The following is a 21,113-nucleotide window of genomic DNA, read 5'->3' on the forward strand; positions in this document are numbered from 1 at the left end:
GGCCGTCGGCTAAGCGGTCACAGGACCAGCCGGCGGACATCCTCCAGCACGTGGCAGAGATGCCGGGAGAACCGGGCGGCGAGTGCTCCGTCGATGACCCGGTGGTCGTAGGACAGCGACACCGGGAGCATCAGCCGGGGCACGAACTCCTTGCCGTTCCACACGGGAGCCATCTTGGACCGCACCACCCCCAGGATCGCCACCTCCGGCGCGTTGACGATCGGCGTGAAGCCGGTGCCGCCGATGCCGCCCAGGCTCGAAATCGTGAAGCACGCCCCCTGCATGTCGGCGGCACTCAGCTTGCCGTCGCGCGCCCGTTTGGAGGCCGAGCCCAGCTCCTGGCTCAGTTCATGGATACCCTTGCGGTCCACGTCCCGGATCACGGGAACCACCAGCCCTTCCGGAGTGTCGGCGGCGATACCGATGTGGTAGTATTTCTTGACGATCAGGCTGTCCTTCTCCGGCGACAGCGAGCTGTTGAACTCGGGAAACTCCCGCAGCGCCGAGACGGCCGCCTTCATCAGGAAGGCCAGCAGCGTCACCCGGTAACCCTTCTCCTTCGCGGACGAGTCCAGCTCCTTCCGGTAGGCGTCGATCTCCGTGATGTCGGACTCGTCGTTGTGCGTGACGTGCGGCACGTTCAGCCAGGCCCGGTGCAGGTGCGGACCGGACAGCTTCTTGATGCGCGGCAGCGGCCTGGTCTCGATCGGCCCGAACTTGGAGAAGTCCACCGCCGGGATTTCCGGAATACCGGCTCCTCCCGAGGATCCCGGTGCTGCTGCCGGCGCGGCCGCCGGTCCTTTGAGGAAGTTCAGCACGTCGTCCTTGGTGATGCGTCCTTTCTCACCGCTGCCCTTCAGCCTGGTCAGATCGACGCCCAGCTCGCGCGCCACCCGGCGCACGCTGGGGCTCGCATGGACGTTGCCGAAGTCTGCAGTTCCCGTCGTGGCTCCCGCTCCCCGATCGGCGGAGGCCGTTGCCTGGGATGGAGCGGGGTTCGTGTTCGGCACCGCGACGGGCTTCGACTGCGGCGGCGGCTCCTGCTGATTGACCAGCGACGGCGGTTGGGTCATGGCACCGTCGCCGCCCTTGAACATCAGGATCGGCGTGCCCTCGCTGACCTTGTCGCCGACCTTGACCAGGATCTTCTCCACGGTGCCGGAAGATGGTGCAGGCACTTCCATGGTCGCCTTGTCCGACTCCAGCGTCAGCAAGGGGTCTTCGGCGTTGATCGCGTCGCCTTCCTTGACCAGAATCTCGATGATCGGAACGTCCTTGAAGTCTCCGATGTCGGGCACGGTCACCTGTGTCGTGACGCCGACACGAGTTTCGGTCATGGCAGTCATCTGTTTTCTCCTCCCTCGTTGCATACGGCGGGTCGTGCCGCCGCATGCCTATTCATTGCTTGGCGTACCGGCCGGTTCAGACGGTCATCGGATTGGGCTTCGACGGATCGAGGCCGTACCTGTTGATGGCGTCGGCCACGACGGAGGCCTCGACAGCTCCTTCCTCGGCCAGCGACTTGAGTGCAGCAACGGTCACCCAGTGCCGGTCCACCTCGAAGAAATGCCGCAGCTTCTTGCGGTAGTCGGACCGGCCGTAACCGTCGGTCCCAAGCACCCGGTAGCGGCCAGGCACCCAGGTGCAGATCTGGTCGGCGAACAGGCGGATATAGTCGGTAGCAGCCACCACCGGGCCAAGCCGATCGGTCAGGCACGTCTCGACATGGCTCCGGCGCGGCACTTCGGTCGGGTGCAGCAGGTTCCAGCGCTCGACATCGATCGCATCGCGCCGCAGTTCGGTGAAGCTGGGCACGCTCCAGATATCGGACGCGACGCCCCAATCATTCGCCAGCAGGTCGGCCGCAGCAATCACCTCCCGCAGGATCGTGCCGCTGCCCAGCAGCTGAACCCGCCTGGCCTCACTCTTGGCTCCCTGGCCCTGGCGGAACAGGTACATGCCCTTGAGGATATCGGCCTCGACACCGTCGGGCATGGCCGGGTGCTCGTAGTTCTCGTTCATGACCGTGATGTAGTAGTAGACGTCCTCCTGCTCGGCATACATCCGGCGCAGACCGTCCTGAACGATGACGGCGACCTCGTACGAGAAGGTCGGGTCGTACGAGACGCAGTTGGGAATTACCGAGGAGAAGATGTGGCTGTGGCCGTCCTCGTGCTGCAAACCTTCCCCGTTCAGCGTGGTACGCCCGGCAGTGCCGCCGATTAGGAAGCCGCGCGCCCGCATGTCGCCGGCCGCCCAGGCAAGGTCGCCGACCCGCTGGAACCCAAACATCGAGTAGTAGATGTAGAACGGGATCATCGGCGTGTTGTTGGTGCTGTAGGAGGTCGCCGCCGCGATCCACGACGACATGGCGCCAGGTTCGTTGATGCCCTCCTGGAGGAGCTGACCGTTCTTGTCCTCGCGGTAGTACATCAGCTGCTTGGCGTCTTCCGGCTGGTAGAGCTGGCCGGTCTGAGAGAAGATGCCGAACTGCCGGAACATGCCTTCCATGCCGAACGTCCGGCTCTCGTCCGGGACAATCGGGACGATCCGCTTGCCGATCTGCTTGTCTCGTAGCAGCGTGTTGAGGATGCGCACGAACGCCATCGTAGTGGAAATCTCGCGCCCGTCGGTTGCCTTCAGCTGGGCCTCGAAGGTCGAGAGCGGCGGGATCTCCAGCGATTGCGACCTGACCCGGCGCGCCGGCAGGCTGCCGCCGAGTGCCGCCCGGCGCTCGCGCAGGTAGGTCATCTCCGGGCTGTCCTCGGCTAGGCGGAGGAACGGCACCTCCTTGATCTGCTCGTCGGTGACCGGCAAGCTGAAGCGGTCGCGGAACTCCTTGAGCACGGCCTCGCCCATCTTCTTCTGCTGGTGGGTGATGTTCTGGCCCTCGCCGGCCTCGCCCATGCCGTAACCCTTGACGGTCTTGGCCAGGATCACGGTCGGTTGGCCCTTGTGGGCGACTGCCGCGGAATAAGCTGCGTAGACTTTGCTGGGATCGTGGCCGCCGCGCGTCAGGCTCCAGATCTGCTCGTCCGACATGCCGGCGACACGAGCCTTCAGCTCGGGGTCCTTGCCGAAGAAGTGTTCGCGCACATAAGCGCCGTTCTTGGACTTGAAATCCTGGAACTCGCCATCGACGCATTCCTCCATGCGCCGGAGCAGCCGGCCGTCGGTGTCGGCCGCGATCAGCGGGTCCCACGAGCTGCCCCACAGGACTTTGATGACGTTCCAGCCGGCGCCGCGGAAGTCACCTTCCAGTTCCTGGACGATCTTGCCGTTGCCGCGCACCGGGCCATCCAGGCGCTGGAGGTTGCAGTTGATCACGAAGACCAGGTTGTCCAGCTTCTCGCGCCCGGCCAGCGAGATCGCACCCAGGCTTTCCGGCTCGTCCATCTCGCCGTCGCCCATGAAGGCCCAGACTTTGCGAGGCGCTGTGTCAGCCAGACCGCGATGGTGGAGATATTTCAGGAAGCGGGCCTGGTATATGGCCATCAGCGGGCCCAGGCCCATCGACACTGTGGGGAACTGCCAGAAATCCGGCATCAGCCAGGGGTGCGGGTAGGAGGACAGCCCCTGACCATCGACCTCCTGGCGGAAGTCGAGAAGCTGCTCCTCGGTCAGCCGGCCCTCCAGGAAGGCGCGGGCGTAGATACCGGGTGACGAGTGGCCCTGGATGAAGACCAGATCGCCGCCGTGCTTCTCGGTCGGTGCGTGCCAGAAATGCTGAAAGCCAGTGTCGTACAGTGTAGCTGCCGATTGGAAGCTGGCGATGTGGCCGCCCAACTCCGAGGACTCCTTGTTGGCGCGCAGCACGATGGCCAGCGCGTTCCAGCGGATCAGCGAGCGGATCTTGTGCTCGATCGCGCGGTTGCCCGGATGGCGGGGCTCGCGGTCAGGCGCTATGGTGTTGAGATAGGGTGTGGTGCCGGAATACGGCACCGGCGTGCCCTTGCGGCGCGCCTCGGTGAACAACTCGTCCAGGAGGAAGTGAGCCCGGTCCGGACCCTCGAACTCCAGCACGGAAGCAAGAGCTTCGCGCCACTCCTGGGTTTCCAACGGATCATTGTCGCTGATCTTGTTCATTGATTTCCTCCCTCGTTATCCCGGCCCCTTCTGGATAGGAGGCCGAAAGCTCTTCTTTATCGAGCACCCGTGAAACAGCGGGTTTGTGCGGGTTTACTGGCATGAACCGTGCCAGTCCGCGCCCAACCAGAAAATAATAGCTAAGTTATTAAAGAGGAAGGATCTTTTGATTATTGATAAGCATGCAACAGAGACTTCATTCTGATATTCCGCACAAATGGGGCGATTTGCGTCCGGAATCTCACACAGCTTGATGGACTTTGGTGCGTAATTTGCGTGGCAGGCGGTCTTCGGTCCTGGTGAGTGTCGCTCAGGGACGTTGGTGCAGAGATCAGCGGGCGGGCGGACTTCTCCCTTTCCCGCGGTGGTCAGGCAATCCGACGGGACACCGGCATGCCGAGGCCGGTCATGATGTTGATCACCTTGCAGGCGACCTTGGGCTCGGTCCTCTGCGTTGGCAGGGTCCGGGCGTGGAGGCTGCGGCCGATCAGGACCTTGTAGCGCAGCATCGCGACTTCGCCGAGGGAGCGGCGGCCGTAACCGACGGCGCGTTGCCGGCCCAGCCGACCCCGTTCCTTGATCAGCTGGATGTGGCGGTCGCGCTGAGTGGGTTCGGTGTCCGCCGTGGCGCTCGGCACTGCGGTCGATCTGGGCGGGATGACCACGGCGGCGTCGGGCGTATGGTCGGTGACGGACCGGTAGGTCGGCTCTCCGTCGTAAGCGCCGTCAGCGAACACCGCGGCGATCGGGCATTCGATCTGCTCGAGCAGCGGGCCGACCAGCGAGGCGGCGCCCTCCTCCGCGGTGGTCAGCAGTTCCGAGGCCAGGATCTCACCTCCGTCGGGATCCACCGCCAGGTGGAGCTTGCGCCAGCTCCGGCGCGGCTTGCCGCCGTGCTGCTCGTGGAGCCAGTCGCCGGCCCCGAACACCTTCAGCCCCGTGCTGTCGATCACGACGGGGGCCGGACCCTTCGTCTTCTTCAGGGCCGTCGCGACACCCAGGTCGGCGCTGCGACGCGAGAACGTGGCGTGGTCCGGAACCGACAACTCCAGGCCGAGCAGGTCCGCCATCGACCCGAGCAGGCCCTCGGTCTGGCGCCACGGCCGACCGAATGCCAGCCTCAGCATCAGCCCGGTCTCGATGGCGAGGTCCGAGTAAGGAGCTATAGCGGAATTTGGGTGACGAGGTGTTCAGGCGGCGCTGTGTGATGTCGGCACGCTGACCTCGATGCCGTCGCGGAATTTGACGCCTTGGATGATCTTGGGCAACTGGTTTTCGCCCTGAAGCCGTCGCCAGGTTCTGGATGCTGCCGAGATCAGCTTGAAGACCATGAGCTTGGCAGTGTCCTGGGAAAGCGCCCCCTTGGTGCGGACCGTCCGGTGCCGGACCGTGGCGAACACGCTTTCTATAGGGTTTGTGGTCCGGACGTGATCCCAATGCTCGGCCGGGAAGCTGTAGAAGGCCAGCAGGGCATCACGATCTTTGGTCAGGCATTCGACGGCCCCGGAGTACTTAGCGCCGTACTTCTTCCCGAAGGTATCAAGGGCATGCTCCGCCGCCTTGAGGTCGGGCGCCATCCAGATCTCCCGCAGGTCCCGCTTCACCGCGGGCTGGATGGACTTCGCCACCTTGTTGAGAACATTAGAACTTTTATGCACCATCCGGACGCAATCGATACCATCCGTCTCACTCTGGCGATCCCGTTCCGTAATACGCTCCGGGCCCGGGGTTGCCGGCGCCAGCCAAAGGCGGAGACCCCGTAAGGCAATGACGTCTGGGTTGAGAGGGCAATCACCATGCAAGGGATTGCCCGATGCGCCATGGCCAGCACTCCTCTGAGGCTCCGGTCTGGACCATCCGCTCTGTCGCCGTCCGGACCCGTGATGGACCTGAGCGGCTGGAGGAGGTCTATCGCCGCCTGCTGCTTGATCCGCCTGAGGCCGCCTCCGCCGACGGTTCACCCTGTTCTGCCACTCCAGCCATGAAGGATGCATTATGATCACCGCGTTTTACGCCCGGGTTTCCACCGACCGCCAAGGGCGCAACCAGACCATAGATAGCCAATTGACCGCCTTGCGGGCCTGGGCGACGACCAACGGCCACGATGTCGCCGAAGCTCACGTGTACTGCGACGAGGGAGTCAGCGGCTCCCGCCTGGATAGACCGGGACTTGATCGCCTACGTGATGCGGTGCGCGATGGCGTGGTCGCGACCGTCGTCGTGCTCAGCCCGGATCGATTGGCTCGCAAGTACGCCTACCAGGTGCTGCTGCTCGAAGAATTCCGCCGCGCCGGCTGCACCGTCGAGTTCCTGCATCGCCCCATTTCCGACGACCCGAACGATCAGCTTCTGCTCCAAATTCAGGGGGCGATCGCCGAGTACGAAAGGGCGGTGCTGGCGGAACGCTTCCGCCGCGGCAAGCTGCAGAAGGCTCGAGCCGGTCAGGTTCTGGCCGGCCGGGCCCCTTATGGCTACCGCTACGTCCACAAGCAGGACGGTGCGATGGGCCACCTGGTCATCGACGAAACCGAAGCTGATCTGGTCCGCCTTCTGTTCCGCTGGCTCACCGAGGAACGGATGACCTGCCGCCAGATCGCCAAGCGGCTGAATGCCGGTCCGTGGTTCCCGCGAGCCGGGCAGCGTCCCTGGTCACCATCGACCATCCATCACATCCTGTCGGACTCGGCATGTGCCGGTACCGTCTACGCCAACCGCTATGTCAACGTTCCGGCTCACCGGCCACGCTCGCAACGGGGACGGCGCGAACCGACGTGCCGGCAGCTGCGGCCCAGGGAGGAATGGATCCCGATCCCGGTGCCGGCGATCATTGATCAGGCGACTTGGGAGCGCGCGCAATCCCAGTTGGCTCGCAATGCCACTTTGTCCTTCCGTCACAACACCAAGTACAATTACCTGCTTCGCTATCTTTTGACGTGCCAGACCTGCGGGCTTGCCATGTTCGGCGTCACTCATCGTCCCACCAAGACGCAGCCGCAGCGTCGCTATTATTGCTGCCACGGCAAGGATTGCACTCTGAGCGCCCGACCGGCACCTTGCCCGCAGCGGATGGCCAGGGCCGATGATCTGGAGCGGGCGGTCTGGGAGCACGTCGCTGCGCTCCTGAATGATCCGGCCCAACTGGCCGTGCAGTTCGGACAGGCTTGTGCCCGTGTCGAGGCCGGCTCCTCGCAGGAGCAAGCGGCCGAGCAGCACGTTCAGCAACGCCTGCGTCGGCTGTCCCAGGCCGATCAACGCCTGCTCGATGCGTACCAAGCCGGAGTTCTGGATCTGGCAGAACTCGCGGAGCGCCGCCGGCAGCTGGCCGAACAGCGCCATGCCCTGGCCTCGGAATTGGAACAGGGCCAACACCTACGCCAGCAACGGGTTCACACCCAAGAAGTGATGGCATCCCTGACGGCCTTTTGTGATCGCATCCGAGACCGATTGCGGGAAGCTACGTTCGAAGATCGGCAGGTCATCCTGCAACTCGTCATCGAGCGGATCATTGTCGGTGAGAACAACCTGGAGATCAGACATGTCATCCCGCTGCATAGTCCGCCGCCAGGGCGTGACACGCCCGCAGATCCGGATATCCGATTGCGTCCGGATGGTATGTTGCCAGCAGCGCTGATGCCGGGTAGCGGGGAAGACCTCCTCCAACGCCTTCCAGAAGCCGAGCGCGCCGTCGGCGATTGCCAGTTCGGGGGCGATCACGAGGCCACGGGCCTGGATGTCGACCAGCAGCTCGCGCCAGCTCTGCGCGCTTTCGCGCATGCCGACCTGGAAGCCGACCAGTTCCTTTTTACCTTCCGGCGTGGCGCCGATGATCACCAGCATGCACTCGGCCGCCGGTTCCATGCGGGCCTGGAGGTAGACGCCGTCGGCCCAGACATAGACGTACCGGCGGGCCGACAGGTCGCGCCCCTGCCAGCGCGCGTAGTCGGCCGCCCAGTCCTCCTTCAGCCGGACGAGGACGGCGGGTGACAGGTTCGGCGCCTCCTTGCCAAGCAGAACACTCAGCGCCTCCTGGAAATCACCGGCCGAAACACCGCGCAGGTACAGGATCGGCAGCAGGGCGTCGAGACTGGTCGTCCGCCGAGCCCAGCGCGGCAGCAAGGCTGAGCTGAACCGGATCCGCTCGGCTGCCGGGCCGGGAGCGCGATCACGGACCTTGATCCGCTGGACCTCGACCGGCCCGATCCCGGTCTGGATCACCCGTTCCGGTCCATGGCCATGCCGGACCAGCCGGTCCCGGCCATCGGCCAGCTTCAGGTCTTTGCCGGCAGCCAGGAAAGCCGCCACCTCGGCTTCGATGGCCTGCTCCAGCAACTGGCGGGCTCCCGACCGCAGAAGGGCCGTCAGCGGATCATCGATTTCTTCGGGCTGGCGAAGCCGGACAATGCTGGTATCTTCCGTCATGGCGTAGCGCTCCCTCGTGGAGGTTCTGGCAGACGTCAAGCACCTACCTCGTTACGCCACCTTCCTCACCTCGTCATCACCCAGTTTCCGCCATAGCTCCAGCCACAGCGGTAAAAGCGCGGGCTGGAGAGGGCGACATTGCCGAACACGGTGCGAAAGACGACCGGGTACTTTCCTTTGCTGCTCAACTGACGATCGCAGGCCGGACAGCAGCGGTGCCTGTCGACAAAGGCAGCAGCCTGGGCGGTGACGATATGCTGCTGCAGGCACTTCTGCAGCGATTTACTTTCGCCGATCGACAAACCAATGGCTTCCAGCTGGTGGTGGCTCTTCACGAGACGCAGGATCTCGCAGTCGGTGAAAACCGTGCCATCGTCGCCGACGATCCGAAGTTGAAGGTGAACGTGCACGGCCGACGGCATGCTGGGGTCTTCCGGAAATTGCAGAGGATACAGCCACCAAACTACCCTCCTGCACTCACCCAGGCTATCAACCTCCCACGGTTCCTGTTGCTCTCCTCGCCAACCGCTATTTTACGACCTTGGCCGATCTCGATCAGGCTCTGGGCGAGCGCTGCTGTGATCTCGCCGATGATGACAACAGGATCAAATCCTCAACACAGTTCCATTGGTGGCCAGCTTTCGTCTAAAAGCCTAGAACTGGAAGCCTTTACCCGCCGTTGGTATGACTGGCTGCAATCAACGGGCCGCGTGCCCGTTTCCGTGCCTTTGGCACGGGAGCGGACATGGGACCGAAGGCGGGGAACTGGTGGCGGAGTACTGCGGGACAGATCAGATAATGATTGGCGGTAGGCTCAAATCTCGGTGGTTTCGCGCCCCCGCGACCAGATAACTTCGAATACTCGAAGACTTGAGAAAGGCCCGGAGTAAACCTCCGGGGCTTTCTTGTTCACCCCGGTCCATGTCGAGCCGGAGGAACTCGCCCTATATGGCGACAAAGCGGGCAACACACGCCAGTCTAAACCAAGGGTTGTTTTCAGGTGGCGTAGATCACCAAAATATATCAGATAAGTACCGATCAGTCGCATAATATCCTGAAGTACTACTTGCCAATCGAATTTGCCCGACCACATGCAGTTGAGGCTTCTTAGACTAACCAACCGCCTGATAATGGCAACAGGAGGTGCAAAAGACAATGCCTGCACTGTTCGGTCGGGTCTTGTTTTATCTGCTGCTCTCGTGTTGTATCGCCGCAGTATCACTCAACGCAGGTCGCGCCTACTCGGTTGACTTGGCCGAGCCTTTTGTCGTGGAAGGAACCGCCGGTTCAAGTGGCAGGGACGGAAGAACGCAGACACTGCGCGCCCTCACACTGCTGGACTCCCCCCGATATCCCGATGGCTTCAGTCATTTCAATTATGCGGATCCGAGTGCTCCGAAACGGGGAACGCTGCGCACTGCGGAGGTCGGCACATTCCACAATCTGGCGCCCCTCATCATACATCAAAGCAGCGTGCAGATATGGCTCGTCTATGATCAGCTTTTTACCTCTCCCCGCGACGACCCGCTATCATCCTATCCCCTGATTGCGCAAAGCGTCGAAATTGCGGAAGACAAGTCGTTCATCCTGTTTCACCTGGACCCCAGGGCACGCTGGCAGGATGGCAGGCCCGTCACGCCGGAAGATGTTGTTTTTACTTTCGACACCTTGATGAACCACGAAAAGGCTCTCCCCTATTATCGCATGGTGTACAGGGACGTAAAAGGTGCCGAAGCCATAAGTCCGCACCAGGTGAAATTTCATCTGCTCCCCGGCAGCAACAAAAATCTGCCTTTCCTGATCGCGAGCATGCATGTCCTGCCCAGGCATACCTACGCGATCACTGAGTTCGGCAAAATCTCGTTGGAGGCTCCCATCGGAAGCGGTCCATACCGTGTGGGCCAGGTGCTTCCCGGCCGCCGGATCGTTTATGAACGCGTCCAGGATTATTGGGCTCAGGATCTGCCGACACGCCGCGGGCTTTACAATTTCGACCAGTGGATAGTGGACTACTACCGCAATACGAACGCCAAGACCCAGGCGCTCATGGCCGGTCTTTCCGATGTCGTGGTCGAATTCAACCCCAGGCGCTGGATCGCCTATGACGATCTTCCGGACAAGGCGGAGCGTCAACTCATCAAGGTTCAGTCCAGGCTCCAGGGCGCACTGGGAAGCATGAACTTCGCGTTCAACCTGAGGCGGCCGCCTTTCGACAACAGGTTGGTCCGGGAAGCGATCACGCAACTCTTCGACTTCGAATGGATAAACCGTGTCCTCCTCGGCGGCTGGGCCGAGCGCAACGACAGCCAGTTTCCCAACTCCGAACTGGCTGCCCACAGCCGTCCGTCTGCCGCGGAACTTGAGCTGCTCCTGCCCTGGAATGGAAAGATCAGGAATGAGACGCTTGAAGCGGAATTCACCCTTCCAACCAGCGACGGTCGCGGCTATCAGCGCCAGCAGCGCCGCAGGGCCCTGGAACTGTTCGCGCAGGCGGGCTATGTCCTACGTGACGGTGTATTGGTGAACGCAGCGGGCAAGCCGCTCGCGATCGAGATCCTCACCGGGAATGCGGATTTCGAAAATGTACTTCTGGCCTTCGTTGCCAGCCTCAGGAGAGCGGGGATTGATGCCCGGCTGAGGATCATCGACATGCCTCAGTTCGAAAGACGGACCAGGGCGGATTTCGATTTCGACATGACATTTCAGTTCTTCGGCACGACGAACCTTCCCGGGCCGGAGCAGGAATTCTATTGGGGATCAAGATTCGCCCATGAGCGCTATACAGTCAATGTTCCAGGCATTGAGGATCCCGTGGTTGATGACTTGGTGAGCCGGATCGGGCGCGCTGCCTCCCGCGAGGAGCTGATCCCCGCGACCCGGGCCCTTGATCGTGTCATTGCGTGGAACGGCTATCTGCTTCCGGGATGGTACATGGCCTTCGCCCACTACGCCTACTGGGACAGATTCGGCCGGGCCGATCATAGGGCAGGGCGGGAGGCCGCCCCGGAACTGGGATCACCCGCCATCGAGGCCTGGTGGATTAAGTGAGGCAGTGGCGTGTGAGATCGTCCAACTAAAACATCCATCTGGCATAAGCCGGATAAGACATCGCCAGAGCTGCCGACGAGCAACAACATCAATGTTAATGTTTTACCCATGACAGGTTCCTCATGCGCCGCTTTCCGGAAACTTCAGCTCTGTTCAAGCATGAATCCGTACTGGCGTCCGGGTTCGTCTTTTTAGCCATCCTTCTCAGGTCTCCGGCCCTGCTTTATTCTGTTCTCAACTATGATGAGAGCATGTATCTCCTCATGGGGCTGGAGTTCGCGCGCGGGCATCTGCCTTACACGACCGTGTGCGACTTGAAGCCTTTCGGTTTGTTCGCGCTGGCGACGCCCTTCGCGGCTTCACCGTTCGACCCCGTCATCTCGAGCCGCATCGGGGCCAGCATCGTCGTCGGGCTGACCGCCTATCTGCTGTCCCGGATATCGGGCCTGCTGTTCGACGATGAGCGGCGGCTGATCGGCATCAGCGCGGGCCTGGGCTATGTCGTCTTCAGCTTGGCCGATGGCGGCATGGCGTTCCAGGGAGAGATCTTCCACACGGCCTGCGCGGTTCTGGCGCTTCTGATGGCTCTTCGGGCGGTCCGGCGTCGGATGCCACCCCACCTGGGGACCATGATCGCCGCCGGACTTGTGCTCGGGATCGGCATCCAGATCAAGCAGTCCGTGCTGTTCGACATGCTGGCCTTCCTGGCCGGCTTCTTCATCCTGACGACCCCGAGCCGGCGGGACCTGCGCCGTCACGCCCTGGAAAACCTGCCGCCGCTGACCGCGTTGGCTCTCGCCGCTTCGATTCCGACACTGGGCGTGATGGCGCTCTATGCGGCTGCCGGCCACTGGGATGCCTGGGTCGCGGCCAACATCACGGCCCATTCCGTGTTCTATGCCGGCGACCGTGAATGGGCCTGGCACCCAGCCTTGTGGGCCGCGGCGGAGCAGGCGCCGCTTTGGATGGGCGCCGCGCTGGCGGCCGTCCTCGTGCGCCGGCTGACCTTCGACGGACGGGAGCTGGGGGCAGTGGCCTTTCTCGGCGTCTGGGTCATCGCCATCATCCTGTGCCAGCTGTTCCTGCGCATTGCTTCCGATCATTACTTCCTGCAGTTTCTGCCCCCGCTCTGCCTGGTAACTACTCACCCCCCTGGCTTTAGCCGGTAACATGCTGAAACTATGCTGGTTTTCGGGTTCTGCAGCCATACCCCATAGTGAAGTAACGGCTCGCGGCTGGTCTCGCCACAAGTATTTGTTTTACTTGATCAGCTGATCCGCCGAAGAGCAGGGCAAATCGTTATTTGATACCGCTTATGCGGAGCGTCGCCCAAATCCAGCGGTATCAATGCGTTACCGGTTGTCAGGGAGGTGAGCAATCACTCTGCCTGCTGGGTGGGCTGGTCATCGGGCGCGGTCTGCTGATCCATTTGCCCGGCTGGCGTCCCGCGGGTGCAACCCTCGCCGTGCTGGTCGGGCTCACGCTGTTCGCGGTGGCCAAGAACCCGATCATGCACAGCTTCCACATCGTCATGGACCGGCTGGCCGGCGACACCTGGGCGGGCGACACCCCCCGGCGCGTCGCGGCCGATCTGAAGCCGGTGCTCGATTCCGGCGACGCGGTTTATGTGGTGGGCTTCCAGCCGGCGATCTACTATCTGACGGGTGCCGTAATCCCGACCCGGTTCGCGTTCACCGGCCTGCCGAGCGCCGGGGTGCCAGGACGCGACGGCTGCCCCTGGGTCGAGCAATCGGTTGAGCTGCAGCGCATCCTGGACAGCCGCCCGCGGTTCATCGTGATCGAGCGCGGGATCTTCTATGCCGAGCTGGGACCAGAGGTGCGCCGGATGCTGGACGAGCGCCTGGCCCGGGATTACCGGGTCCGCGTTCGATACGAACAGCATTTCGCCCATTTCATCTATCCGTTCGAACGCTTCGTCATGAATGGCGGCGCACCGGCCGATCTGTACGAATTGCAGGATGGAGAGCATTCCGGCGCGGTTGCCGACCGGCCGGACGCGAATTGATTAGCGCACTGTGGCTCTGGTGCATGGATGCCGACGAGCACAGATTTCTCCCTGGTTCGTTGATCATCAGGCGGCGCGGACGGAGTTCGGGCGTCCGAGGTCGAACATGCGGTTAAGAACGTTGATGGCGATCCTGGTTTCGACCTCCTGGGCCGGCCGGGTATGGGAGCGCAAGGTATCGCCGATGATGCGCTTGTATCGACTCATCGTTCCCTCCACCCCGGCCCTCGCATTGTAGCCCGAGGTTTTTTGCCAGCCCATCCGGCCCTGCTCGGCAATGGCCTGGATATGGCAGTCGCGCTGGGTCGGGTCGGTCTCGGCCGCAGGGCTGGGCACAGCCGTCACACGCGGCGGCACGACCACCGCGGCCTCCGGAGAGTGCCCGGCAACGGTAGCGTAGACATTGTCCTGGTCGTAGGCGCCGTCGGCAATGACGGCCGCGACCGGTCCCTCGACCTGATCGAGCAAGGGGCCGAGTTCGGCGGCATCGTCGACCTCCTTGCCGGTCAGGGTCGAGGCGACGATCGTGCCGGTCTTCGCATCCATAGCAAGGTGCAGCTTGCGCCAGGCCCGGCGGCGCTGGGTTCCATGCTTCTCGACCAGCCACTCGCCCGGCCCGCTGAGCTTCACCCCGGTACTGTCGACCAGCAGGTGCAGCGGACCGCTCGCCGCCCGGGGCTGAGGAGCCACCGCCAAGGCCCCGGCCCGCCGGCTCAACGTCGAATGGTCCGGTACCGGCAGGTCCAGCCCCATCAGCCCGAGCAGCGAGCCGACCAGCCCTTCGGTCTGCCGCAACGGCTGGCGGAACACCGCTCTCAGGATCAGCGCTGTCTCGATCGCAAGGTCCGAGTAGCGCGCCTGGCCGCCCGGCGTGGTTCGCGGCGCCGCCCGCCACGCCTCGATGGCCTCCGCGGTGAACCAGATTGTCAGCGAACCGCGCTGCCGCAGCCCGGTGCTTTGGTGCAGGGATGCCGCGGTTGCCCGGGCAGATGTCGTCGGATAGAAGGCGGACCCCTTGCTGATCGCCCCGCCTGACCATGCCGCACAAGTACAATGCCGCCCGTCGCCACCGGATTCCGAAGACCCGCTACAAGGTGAAGAATTGGCGAGACTACGAGGCCGGGCTGCGGCAGCGCGGTTCGCTGACAATCTGGTTCACCGCGGAGGCCATCGAGGCGTGGCGGGCGGCGCCGCGAACCACGCCGGGCGGCCAGGCGCGCTACTCGGACCTTGCGATCGAGACAGCGCTGATCCTGAGAGCGGTGTTCCGCCAGCCGTTGCGGCAGACCGAAGGGCTGGTCGGCTCGCTGCTCGGGCTGATGGGGCTGGACCTGCCGGTACCGGACCATTCGACGTTGAGCCGGCGGGCCGGGGCCTTGGCGGTGGCTCCTCAGCCCCGGGCGGCGAGCGGTCCGCTGCACCTGCTGGTCGACAGTACCGGGGTGAAGCTCAGCGGGCCGGGCGAGTGGCTGGTCGAGAAGCATGGAACCCAGCGCCGCCGGGCCTGGCGCAAGCTGCACCTTGCTATGGATGCGAAGACCGGCACGATCGTCGCCTCGACCCTGACCGGCAAGGAGGTCGACGATGCCGCCGAACTCGGCCCCTTGCTCGATCAGGTCGAGGGACCGGTCGCGGCCGTCATTGCCGACGGCGCCTACGACCAGGACAATGTCTACGCTACCGTTGCCGGGCACTCTCCGGAGGCCGCGGTGGTCGTGCCGCCGCGTGTGACGGCTGTGCCCAGCCCTGCGGCCGAGACCGACCCGACCCAGCGCGACTGCCATATCCAGGCCATTGCCGAGCAGGGCCGGATGGGCTGGCAAAAAACCTCGGGCTACAATGCGAGGGCCGGGGTGGAGGGAACGATGAGTCGATACAAGCGCATCATCGGCGATACCTTGCGCTCCCATACCCGGCCGGCCCAGGAGGTCGAAACCAGGATCGCCATCAACGTTCTTAACCGCATGTTCGACCTCGGACGCCCGAACTCCGTCCGCGCCGCCTGATGATCAACGAACCAGGGAGAAATCTGTGCTCGTCGGCATCCATGCACCAGAGCCACGACGTGCTGGTCGCCGACAACACCCTGGACGGCGACTGGCGCCAGGAAGCGATCGACAACGTCTCGGTCCGCGATGTCGTCTACGCCGGCAACACGATCGTCGGCCGGGCCGGGTTCTCGGGCCTCACCCTGAAGGCGGGCAGCCGGGACAACGTCGTCCGCGACAACCGGATCGACATCGACGCGCCGACCCAGCTCAGCGTCGGGGGATACGGCAACTCGCGCCTGGACCGGGAGTTCCCGGCGGAGTGGCAGGGCTTCGAGGCCAGGAACACCACGGTCACCGGCAACGCGATCGACGGCAGCGTGCGCCTGGTCTCGGCGGTGGACAACCGGATCACCGGCAACGCCATCACCGGCCCGGTGAGCAGCGGCACCAACGACCGCATGCCGAACTCCATCAGAAGTTCGGGCAACACCGTGGACGGCGGCTCGCGCCTGGAACGGGGCGTGGACGGGGTCGGGGCGAACATCGGCGACACGGGATCGAACATCTCGGACTCGGTCGACCGGGGCGCCTACCGCTCCCAGCGACGCCTGGAGGATCTGCTGTCCGGCGACGGGATCACCCGCCAGGCCAACCGGGCGATCGACGGGGCGACCGGCGCCGTCACCGGCGCGATCGACAGGGTCATCGACGAGACGGCCGACACGGTGATGCAGCCGGTCGAGGACCTGATCGACGGCATCGGCCAGACCCTGTCGTGCAACGTCGCCGGCGCCGCGGTCTCCGGCGCGGCCGGACTCGTCGGCGGGATCTTCGGCAGGGGCAGGGCCACGCTGGGCGCGCAGCTGGCGCAGCACATGACCCAGATCGCCGGGAACCTGTGCCTGGGCAAGCAGCTCGCGGCCCAGCGCCGGCAGCTCGAGGTGCAGCGCCGGATCCTCGACCTCGAACGGCGCAACATCGCGGCCGGCACGGCCGACAACGCGGCCGGCCTCGACGGCATGATGGCGAGGACCCTGCCCGGCCTGGACCGGGCCGGGTTCCTGCTGCCCGAACCGCGGATCGAGGATGAGTATCGGCGGACGTATCCCGACATGTTCCCGCCCCTGCCGCCGGACGGACTGGTCGGGATCGAGGACGGGTTGCGCCGGCACGAACGCGACGCGCATCTCCGGTCGCTCGCCTTGCAGAACCGGGCGGTCCAGGAACAGGCCGGCACTCTCGGCCGGGCGATGGACCATGCGGCGGCCGGTCGTGCCGGTCCGGGCCTGCGCTCCGAACTCCAGGCCATGAACGCCATCCAGGGCGAGACGATCGCGTCGATCAACGTCCTGACCGCGGCCACGGTGGGTCACCAGCGGGCCGTGACCGAGGTGCGTCTGCGCGAGGAGGCCAGGAGAACCGCCGCCAACGCGACGGCGGAGGAGTTCATGAGCACGCTCGCCATCTGCGGCAACTGCAACATCAGCCGCCCGTTCCTGGGCGATTAGACAGGAGGCACCATCATGAAACACTTGACAACGGCTGCACTCGTTCTCGCGGGCCTGACGGTTGCCGCATGCTGGGACGAAGAGAAGGAAAAAAAGTCCTCAGAGTTCATGTCCACTCTAACGAAGTGCGACAACTGTGAACTCAAGAAGCCGTTTTTGGGGTCTTCAAAAAAGGATGATGAGAATGCCCGCTGAATACGGCCATTTGAATGAAGCTGTCAGCGGTATGCTCGATAAGATCACTTCCGTTGGAGGTGTGATCGACGCTGCTCTGCAGCCAATCTACTTTATTGTTGGAGTTTTGCTCCTCGTATTTGCATGTATAAAGTTCATGTGGCAGCGGAGTTTATCGCCGCTCGCGATATTCGTAATTCGGTATATTCAACTGATGGTTCTCATCTTCGTATCAGGGCAATGGATGCCATTGACTGACAACTATGTCTCGCAAATGGGCGATTTTGGCGCAAACGCCGCAGGATTCAATATACTCCAATTAGCTCCGAGCGCTGTAATAATACGCGCAATGGAGATTGCAAATCGGATGTATGCTGAAAACGTCTCTTGGATGCGGGTGATTTTTGGCAGTACCGAAGATACCGTTGCTCATATACTGCTGTTAATTGGTTGTGTTGGGACGATTTTGATGGCTATTTTCATGGCTGCGTGGATTATGCTGTTTTTCGTCGTATTTAAACTGGCGTCGGTTGTTGCCCTAGTCTTTTTGGCATTCCTGATATTTGAGGGCACGCGCTTCATGGCAGCGCCCGGCCTTGCCCGCATTTTGGCCTATGGTGTTCAGATGTTGGTGTTAGGCTTAACGACCGGATTGTTCTTCATGACTTTGGATGCGCTCGATCTCAGCGGGCACTTGAAAGTTGATCAAAGCCTTGCCTTGCTCGTAGTCATGTTTTTCTTCGGGCTGCTGTTCAAGTATACGACGGATATCGCCAAGGAGCAGGTCACCGGTGTGCCGACCCTGTCGCTGCATGACACCGGCCAGCTCGCAGGCCGTGCGGCAGCCACTGCCGCATCGATGGTCGGCCACATCGGAACGGTCGGGCTCGGTACGCTGGGAGCTTTGAGGCTGACCGGCGCTGCCACGGCCGGGAGATACGCCAGCATTCCCCCTTCGACCTCGGGCGCCGCCGCTTCGTCAGGCATGAGACACGCCGTTGAAGGGGGTGCCGCCGAAGCACCGGCCACCGTCGCCCGTTTGCTGAACCGGTCGCCGATAGACACCACATGGACCGAAGCCCGCGACCTCCCCCGGACGGCGGCACGCCTGCTGGAAGCGCGCCGCGCCCTGCCGCCGCCGCCGCGCCAGCTACCCCCACCCCGTTCATGATCGGAGTTTCCCATGTTCGGATTTCGCCGAAGCAAGTGGAAGGAAGAGGACGAGTACAAGCGGGCCCGCTGGGCTTACGAGGGCCAGGGTGCCGCCGCGACCAAGGCGGCGTGGTTCCTTGGCTTCGGCCTGATCGCCATGACGGGATTCGCCGCCCTGCAGACCTGGGACAAGCACCTGTTGGCCAGCCTGGGCGACCTGAAGTTCGCGACCATCGAAACCTCCCGGACGACCGGCGACGTGGTCAGCGTGTCGATCACCGACGGCGAGCTGGTGGTCGACGAAACCAAGCGGCGCCAATTCCTTAAATGGTGGATCCCGCTCTGGCGGTCGGTCCCGGCCGACGCTGTGGCCTACAACCACAACTACCTGACGTCCCAGATCTATATGAGCGAACCGGTATACCACCGTGTCGCGGAGTACATGGCGGCGAATCCGGTGGACCAGTTCATCAGGGCGGGCAACGCCCGCATGGTGCGCGTCCAGAACGTGACGCCCACCGGCACCGGAACGCGCTACCGGGTGGACTGGATCGAGAGCGTCTACCGCCATTCCCAGCTCGTCGCGCAGGTCCCGATGACGGCCGACATCGACCTGGAGCAGCACACGCCCCGCACCGAGGCGGAGGCCGAGGCCAATATCTTCGGCTTCGTGATCGAAGGCTTCTACTGGACTCCCTCTCCGGGAACCTGAGCCACCTTTCCGAGTTCGCATGACTACACTAATACGGTAGTCAGACCGGAACAGGGATGGTATCGATGAGACGCGCCGCCGTTCTTTTGCTGTCCTGCCTCTCGGGAGCCTGTTCGCCCTCACCGGGATACCACCCTCCCCTGCCCACTCTCCCGTCGGCCGCCGCGTCCCTGCCGGTCCCGGCGGCCAGACCGCCGCCGGAAACCTTGCCCAAGCTGCCTCCCGAAGACCCCGTCAGGGCGACCGTCACCGCGCTGAGGGACGGACTGGTGAAGCCGCGCCGGGAATGGTTCAAGGGAGTGACCTACGCCCCGCCCTACCATCCCAACCACAGCTACCTGGTCTACATTCCCGAAGGGGCCGTCTCGACGTTTGAATTCACCCCCGGAGAGAAGCCGCGTCCGGCCTACTGCGGCGACGGCGGCGTGATCCTGTCGCAGTCATGGTCGCACCTGGGCACCGGGCCGTCGAAGGCGTGGGTCTGGCACGTCAAGGCCAAGATGACTGCACCGCGCCAGACCTGCACGGTCACGACCAGCCGCGGCATCTACCGCGTGGTCATCCAGCCGACGGCCAGCACGCACACCCCCGCCGTCCACTGGTCCGATCCCTACGGGTTCCTGTCGCCCGCCGACCCCGCGGCGCCGGAGATGATCTGCCAGAAGGCCGACATCAACTACGCCTTCGCCGGGGATCCCGGCGCCTTCGGCCTGCGCCCCGGCGACGTCTCCAACGACGGGATGCACACCTGCATCCAATTTCCCCAATCCGCCGGCTTCGCCACGCCGGCGGTCTGGCTGATCGAGGGTGACCAGGCACGTCCGGCCAGCCCGACCATGATCAACGGCGCTTACCTGGTCGACGGCGTCCCCGCCGTCCTCGAGTTGCGCACCGACACCGCGACACTGCGCATCGAAAGGTCCATCCCATGACTTATGCCGAGCCACCGCGGCCGGTGGACGATCCCCGCCCGCCGGTCGAAACCCTGCGCAAATGGCCGTTCGTCCTGATGGGGATCGTCGCCGTGACGGTCCTCGGTGCCGTCACCATCGGCCCCTCGCTGCTGCGCGGGGAGCCGGAAAGCAGGCGGATCGAACCGGAGCCCCGGACAGGCCCGCCGCGCCCCCTGCAGGGCATGCCGCTGGACTACACCCAGGTGGTCCAGCAGCCGCCGCCTCCGGTACCGGAACCGGTGCCGCCGCCGGCCCCCGAACCGGCGGCCCAGGCCCCGGCCGCCCCGGCCATCGGAATGGAAGGGATGCGGCCGCAGGGCCCGACCCGCGCCGAATTGCTCAAGGCGGCCCGCATGGCCGATCTCGCGGCGGTGCCGGTCGCCGCCGCCGGGACGGTCGAAGATACGGAACCGGGCGGCGGTCCCGCCGCGTCCGGCAGCAGGCTTTACAGCCGCCATTCGCTGACCGATCCGTTCCCCTGCCAGGTCAATGCCGGCGTCAGCATTCCCGCCATGACGGAGCAGCGCATCACCAGCGAGTCGCCGGGCACCGTCTCCGCCATCGTCACCCGGGATATCTGGAGCGCCGACAAGACCTGCCTGGCCATGCCCCGCGGGACGCGCTTCGTCGGCCGGTACCAGACCGCGGTTGCCGAAGGCCAGGCCCGCCTCGGCATCGTGTGGACCGGCCTGACCCGCCCGCCCCCGCGCAACGACACGATCGACCTCGACGACACCGTGGCCGGCGATCCGGACGGCACGGCCGGGCTGAGCGGCGAGGTCAACGGCCACTTCTGGCGCAAGCTGGGCTACGTCGCCGCCGCCTCGATCCTCGACATCACGAAGACCGCCATCACGGCCAGCGGCGAAGGAGGTATGGGGGCGGCCATTGCCGGTATTTTCGCTAATCGCGCGACAAACCCTATGGACGAGTGGGCGCGGAGACAGTTAGACATCCCGCCGGTTATAGAGGTGGAGCCCCGCGAGATCACCATCGTCCTCGCCCGGCATGTCCCTCTTGACGAGTTCAGAACCAGGAGATGAA

14 protein-coding genes and 4 pseudogenes are annotated in these 21,113 nt (G+C 63.9%); 11 read left to right on the forward strand and 7 right to left on the reverse strand.

Annotation, left to right across the window (positions count from 1 at the left end; all coding sequences use genetic code 11):
* Window positions 1–17: 17 nt before the first annotated feature.
* The 4 genes and pseudogenes from aceF to JL100_RS32120 all read right to left on the reverse strand — a co-directional run.
* Complete coding sequence (gene aceF / locus JL100_RS32105) at window positions 18–1,346, reverse strand: dihydrolipoyllysine-residue acetyltransferase (protein ID WP_202685150.1); 1,329 nt, start codon at window positions 1,344–1,346, stop codon at window positions 18–20.
* Window positions 1,347–1,422: 76 nt separating this feature from the next.
* Window positions 1,423–4,086 (reverse strand): pyruvate dehydrogenase (acetyl-transferring), homodimeric type, encoded by a 2,664-nt coding sequence (gene aceE, locus JL100_RS32110; protein ID WP_202685149.1) that lies wholly within the window; start codon window positions 4,084–4,086, stop codon window positions 1,423–1,425.
* A gap of 368 nt (window positions 4,087–4,454) precedes the next feature.
* Window positions 4,455–5,243: pseudogene (locus tag JL100_RS32115) on the reverse strand (IS5 family transposase); the annotation flags it as partial.
* 33 nt (window positions 5,244–5,276) lie between these two features.
* Window positions 5,277–5,744: pseudogene (locus JL100_RS32120) on the reverse strand (transposase); the annotation flags it as partial.
* A 337-nt stretch (window positions 5,745–6,081) separates the two neighbouring features.
* Between JL100_RS32120 and JL100_RS36930 the strand changes: the two are divergent.
* Window positions 6,082–7,137: pseudogene (locus tag JL100_RS36930) on the forward strand (recombinase family protein); the annotation flags it as partial.
* A gap of 561 nt (window positions 7,138–7,698) precedes the next feature.
* On the opposite strand, the pseudogene JL100_RS32135 reads toward JL100_RS36930, so the two are convergent.
* Window positions 7,699–8,505, reverse strand: a pseudogene (locus tag JL100_RS32135) (IS256 family transposase); the annotation flags it as partial.
* 65 nt (window positions 8,506–8,570) lie between these two features.
* Window positions 8,571–8,927 (reverse strand): hypothetical protein, encoded by a 357-nt coding sequence (locus JL100_RS32140; RefSeq protein ID WP_202685147.1) that lies wholly within the window; start codon window positions 8,925–8,927, stop codon window positions 8,571–8,573.
* A gap of 733 nt (window positions 8,928–9,660) precedes the next feature.
* Between JL100_RS32140 and JL100_RS32145 the strand changes: the two genes are divergently transcribed.
* From JL100_RS32145 to JL100_RS32155, 3 genes are all read left to right on the forward strand, one after another.
* Window positions 9,661–11,553, forward strand: coding sequence for an extracellular solute-binding protein (locus JL100_RS32145; RefSeq protein WP_202685146.1), 1,893 nt, complete (start codon window positions 9,661–9,663; stop codon window positions 11,551–11,553).
* 251 nt (window positions 11,554–11,804) lie between these two features.
* Window positions 11,805–12,722: a hypothetical protein gene (locus JL100_RS32150; protein WP_228421539.1), complete on the forward strand. Its 918-nt coding sequence runs from the start codon at window positions 11,805–11,807 to the stop codon at window positions 12,720–12,722.
* Between the two features lie 146 nt (window positions 12,723–12,868).
* Window positions 12,869–13,579 carry a hypothetical protein gene (locus JL100_RS32155; protein ID WP_228421541.1) on the forward strand — a complete coding sequence of 237 codons (711 nt, stop codon included), beginning with the start codon at window positions 12,869–12,871 and terminating at the stop codon, window positions 13,577–13,579.
* A gap of 66 nt (window positions 13,580–13,645) precedes the next feature.
* Here JL100_RS32155 and JL100_RS32160 read toward each other — a convergent pair whose 3' ends face one another.
* Window positions 13,646–14,545, reverse strand: a complete 900-nt coding sequence (locus JL100_RS32160; RefSeq protein WP_407697051.1) for an IS5 family transposase — start codon at window positions 14,543–14,545, stop codon at window positions 13,646–13,648.
* A gap of 71 nt (window positions 14,546–14,616) precedes the next feature.
* Here JL100_RS32160 and JL100_RS32165 point away from each other — a divergent pair, with 71 nt between their 5' ends.
* The 7 genes from JL100_RS32165 to JL100_RS32195 all read left to right on the forward strand — a co-directional run bounded on the left by JL100_RS32165 (window position 14,617) and on the right by JL100_RS32195 (window position 21,112).
* Entirely contained in the window at window positions 14,617–15,585 is a 969-nt protein-coding gene (locus JL100_RS32165) for an IS5 family transposase (protein WP_228421543.1), read from the forward strand.
* A complete protein-coding gene (locus JL100_RS32170) occupies window positions 15,585–17,078 on the forward strand; it encodes a hypothetical protein (protein ID WP_228421545.1) in 1,494 nt (497 codons plus the stop codon). The genes JL100_RS32165 and JL100_RS32170 overlap by 1 nt, the downstream gene beginning before the upstream one ends.
* A 15-nt stretch (window positions 17,079–17,093) precedes the next feature.
* Window positions 17,094–17,273 (forward strand): hypothetical protein, encoded by a 180-nt coding sequence (locus JL100_RS32175; protein ID WP_202685294.1) that lies wholly within the window; start codon window positions 17,094–17,096, stop codon window positions 17,271–17,273.
* Complete coding sequence (locus JL100_RS32180) at window positions 17,263–18,423, forward strand: type IV secretion system protein (RefSeq protein WP_202685295.1); 1,161 nt, start codon at window positions 17,263–17,265, stop codon at window positions 18,421–18,423. The genes JL100_RS32175 and JL100_RS32180 overlap by 11 nt, the downstream gene beginning before the upstream one ends.
* A 12-nt stretch (window positions 18,424–18,435) precedes the next feature.
* Window positions 18,436–19,116, forward strand: coding sequence for a type IV secretion system protein (locus JL100_RS32185; RefSeq protein WP_202685296.1), 681 nt, complete (start codon window positions 18,436–18,438; stop codon window positions 19,114–19,116).
* A gap of 65 nt (window positions 19,117–19,181) precedes the next feature.
* Entirely contained in the window at window positions 19,182–20,048 is an 867-nt protein-coding gene (locus JL100_RS32190; protein WP_228421547.1) for a TrbG/VirB9 family P-type conjugative transfer protein, read from the forward strand.
* Window positions 20,045–21,112, forward strand: coding sequence for a TrbI/VirB10 family protein (locus JL100_RS32195; RefSeq protein ID WP_202685298.1), 1,068 nt, complete (start codon window positions 20,045–20,047; stop codon window positions 21,110–21,112). Before JL100_RS32190 ends, JL100_RS32195 begins: the two co-directional genes overlap by 4 nt.
* Window position 21,113 lies beyond the last annotated feature (1 nt).

It is taken from the genome of Skermanella mucosa (assembly GCF_016765655.2).
Taxonomy (GTDB): Bacteria; Pseudomonadota; Alphaproteobacteria; order Azospirillales; family Azospirillaceae; genus Skermanella; species Skermanella mucosa.